This window comes from Streptococcus sp. WM07, from assembly GCF_004570525.1.
Taxonomy (GTDB): Bacteria; Bacillota; Bacilli; order Lactobacillales; family Streptococcaceae; genus Streptococcus.
Window position 1 is genome coordinate 1 of the sequence record NZ_SPPZ01000086.1, and the last position, 3,839, is coordinate 3,839.

Here is a 3,839-nt window from a genome sequence, read left to right on the forward strand (position 1 = left end):
AATCACATAAATTTATCCTAGTGAACGAGCGAGAATCTACCATATCAATCTCCATCCTGATGATTTATAAGATTAGTATAGCTAGATTTCTAGTTCGGTTAAAGATACCTTGTTATTGGGCGCTTACGCTATTTCTAAAAGAGAACCTTCTCCTAATTTATAGGCTTCAACACAGCTAAGTTTAAACTCTGTAGTATAGCTCTGGTTACTTTTTCTAGGTAGCAGCCCCTCAGAACCCTGCAATTGATACATTTTAATCCATCTTCGAATAGTACTCCTGGCAACACCATATTGACGAGCCAACACGGAACTAGAAGCTTCACCTTTAAGATATTGGGTTACCGCTTCTAGTTTATCTTCAAAACTAATTTTACTTTTACGCGACATAATAAAAATCCTACTTTCGTAAACAGTACTTTATTTATTTGTACTGTCTACTCAAGTAGGACTATATCATCACAATGGGTGACCGTTTTCTTTTGTCTTAATTTCTGATCTACTTGAAACAAGACCTTCTTTGATCTTATCTAAGTACATAAAGCTTTATTTGTATTCAATATTCATTCAGTTTAAACTTCAATACTAAATTTGTTTATGAATCTCATTTAGAGCTCTCACTACTGGATTCAAAAGCCCCAATTTTCCATCTGCATTTGACATGATTGATACGATATAATCACCTTTAGGCGTACGAACAATACCTGCATCGTTAGCTGCATGATAACCCCAACCACCAATCCAACCAGCCTTACTAAATGTTTTATAATGAGAACCTAGGACTGATTTTATAGGTGAAAGATTTGGTTTTTCAAACCAAGTAGCAACTTCATGACCTTGAGCACTATTAGTAAAGTATTTATAATTTTGATTCCAAAGTCCCATCAAATCACGCGGGGTCAAATAAGGATAAAGCGCTTGAACCTTCCCTTCACTTAATCCAGCCTCTCTTGCCCAATTATAGATACTAGATGCCCCATAGATTGTGCGAAGTTGCTTATATCCCTCATTACTAGATTGAGTAAGAACCGCTAGCATAGTCTCTTTACTTTGACTCATACTTCTTGGATTCATCGATGCCAGACTTGCGACAAATGGACCTTTAATCGTACTTGCAGAATAATAGGTCTGATCAGCCCTGTATTCAATCCCTTTTTGGGTAACTACATCAATCATCGAAAAGCCCATATTATATCCTTGGACTTCCAGACTGCGAATAGCTTGCACTAACTCTTTTAACTTATTGATTGTTGGATCAAATCCACCGACTAAGGTAAATGTTTTTCCATTGACAGTTTTATGATAACGTAACGGAATAGCTACCCCTGCAGCAGTTTGTGAATTTGTCCCTGTTGTTCCCACCTTAACTTCTGAAGTTACTGATTGGCTTGGTTGGGTAAGCTCTTCAACGGCCACATAACGACGAACTTTGGAATAAGAAATATAAGAAATCCATCTATGGTTATCGGCTGTAAGAACACGATCGTAGCTAACAGACTGTCCAGGGTTGTAGGTCGCAATATCTGGACTCGCAATTCGAGCTTCGTTTTTCACACCTGCAGTCTTACTAAAAGTATAAATCCCTTGAGGAGCTAAGGCAGTTGGGGTATTAGTACCTGCTGAAGTGGAGTCTGTCGTTGGAACTGAAGTCTTCTGAACTGGGAGAGCTACATAGCGACGGACACCAGTGCGACTAATATAAGACAACCATAATCGGTTCTCATTACTCACAATACTATCATATTTTACAGATTGTCCCTTGTTATAAGTCGCAAGAACCGGACTAGAAAGTTCAGGAGCATTCTGAACATTTGCTTTCTCTTGAAATACATAGCTTCCAGAACTTGGCAAATCTTTTTGTGAACTAGTTCCGACAGTTGTAGGAACTACTGAATTAGTCTGAGTTTGACTTGTTTTTTTGGAGGAATTAACATTTTCCACTACTCTAGATGGTTTTGAAGTCGAAACATCCTTACTAGCGGAGGATACATTTGTCGTAGTGTTTGTCTTCTCCACCTCAACTTTCGAGCTTACTGGTTTCTCTGCTTCAGTAAGTCCGCCAATAGCTACATAGCGACGAGTTCCAGAATAAGAAATGTAAGAAATCCACCTGTGATCATCCGCCGTAAGGACTCGATCGTAGCGCACAGACTGCCCAGTTTTATAGGTCGCAATATCCGGACTCGCAATCCGAGCCTCGTTTTTCACACCTGCAGTCTTACTAAAAGTATAAATCCCTTGAGGAGCTAAGGCAGTTGGGGTATTAGTACCTGCTGAAGTGGAGTCTGTCGTTTGAACTGAAGTCTTCCGAACTGGGAGAGCTACATAGCGACGGACACCAGTGCGACTAATATAAGACAACCATAATCGGTTCTCATTACTCACAATACTGTCATATTTTACAGATTGTCCCTTGTTATAAGTCGCAAGAACTGGACTAGAAAGTTCAGGAGCATTCTGAACATTTGCTTTCTCTTGAAATACATAGCTTCCAGAACTTGGCAAATCTTTTTGTGAACTAGTTCCGACAGTTGTAGGAACTACTGAATTAGTCTGAGTTTGACTTGTTTTTTTGGAGGAATTAACATTTTCCACTACTCTAGATGGTTTTGAAGTCGAAACATCCTTACTAGCGGAGGATACATTTGTCGTAGTGTTTGTCTTCTCCACCTCAACTTTCGAGCTTACTGGTTTCTCTGCTTCAGTAAGTCCGCCAATAGCTACATAGCGACGAGTTCCAGAATAAGAAATGTAAGAAATCCACCTGTGATTATCCGCCGTAAGGACACGATCGTAGCGCACAGACTGCCCAGTTTTATAGGTCGCAATATCTGGACTCGCAATCCGAGCCTCGTTTTTCACACCTGCAGTCTTACTAAAAGTATAGGTCCCTCGAGGAGCTAACGCATTCAAGGTATTGGCAACCGCGGAATCTGTTGTCTGGCCTGAAGTATTCTGAGCTGGAAGAACTACATAGCGACGGAAACCAGTTCGGCTAATATAAGACAACTATAATCGATTTTCATTACTTACAATACTATCGTATTTTACAGACTGCCCCTTATCATAAACCGCAAGAACCGGACTAGAAAGTTCAGGAAGATTCTGAACATTTGCTGTCTCTTGAAATACATAAGTTCCAGAACTTGGTAAATCTGTTTGTGGACTAGAGGCTAAACTTCCAGAAACGGTTGACATAGACCGATCCTGACTTGAATATTTGGAAGAAGTAGGATTTTCTACTGCTCTAGATGACTGCAAAGTCGTAGGTTCATTATTCTCTAATGCATTCTCACTTGGAATAGAGCTAGCAGAGGTAACAGATGGCACAGAATCTACTTTTGGGCTATCAAGTTCTCTTGTTTCACTTGATATTTCTCCAGTCACAGTCTCTGACTCCAGCTGGCTTGTCGCCTTGACATCATTGGAAACTATACTTGCAGTTTCTGTCGAAACTTCTGTGTGACTATCCGCCTGTACCTGTCCTCCCACAAAGGCAAAACTAGCAATGAGAACTGAAGCAACTCCAAAAGAATACTTGCGAATTGAAAAACGTTGCTGCGATCCGTTGTTCATAGATGTCATTTCTGTTACTTTTCCTTTCGTTTATGTTACATCTTCATTTTATAATATTCCTTCACTTTTTTCAATAGGAGAAGTAAAACTCCTCCAAACATTCAAAATATTACTCAAACGTCACTAAGTAAACATCAACGTAAGCGCCCAATAACAGAGTATATTGACAAAACTCCAAGATTATAAGCAGATTGCTTTTAATCTTGGAGTTTTCTTTATCTACAATTCTCTTGGATTTTTGGAGCCCATGGTAAATAAGCCTCTAG

The 3,839-nt window shown here is 39.5% G+C and carries 3 protein-coding genes; all 3 read right to left on the reverse strand.

Annotated elements, in window-relative coordinates:
• Positions 1-123: 123 nt before the first annotated feature.
• The gene (locus tag E4T71_RS08240; RefSeq protein ID WP_135038838.1) at positions 124-387 is read right to left on the reverse strand and encodes a helix-turn-helix domain-containing protein; all 264 of its coding nucleotides are present in this window, start codon (positions 385-387) and stop codon (positions 124-126) included.
• Positions 388-582: 195 nt separating this feature from the next.
• Complete coding sequence (locus tag E4T71_RS08245; protein WP_135038840.1) at positions 583-3,006, reverse strand: SH3 domain-containing protein; 2,424 nt, start codon at positions 3,004-3,006, stop codon at positions 583-585.
• Positions 3,007-3,573 carry a YSIRK-type signal peptide-containing protein gene (locus tag E4T71_RS08250; RefSeq protein WP_167758502.1) on the reverse strand — a complete coding sequence of 189 codons (567 nt, stop codon included), beginning with the start codon at positions 3,571-3,573 and terminating at the stop codon, positions 3,007-3,009.
• Positions 3,574-3,839 lie beyond the last annotated feature (266 nt).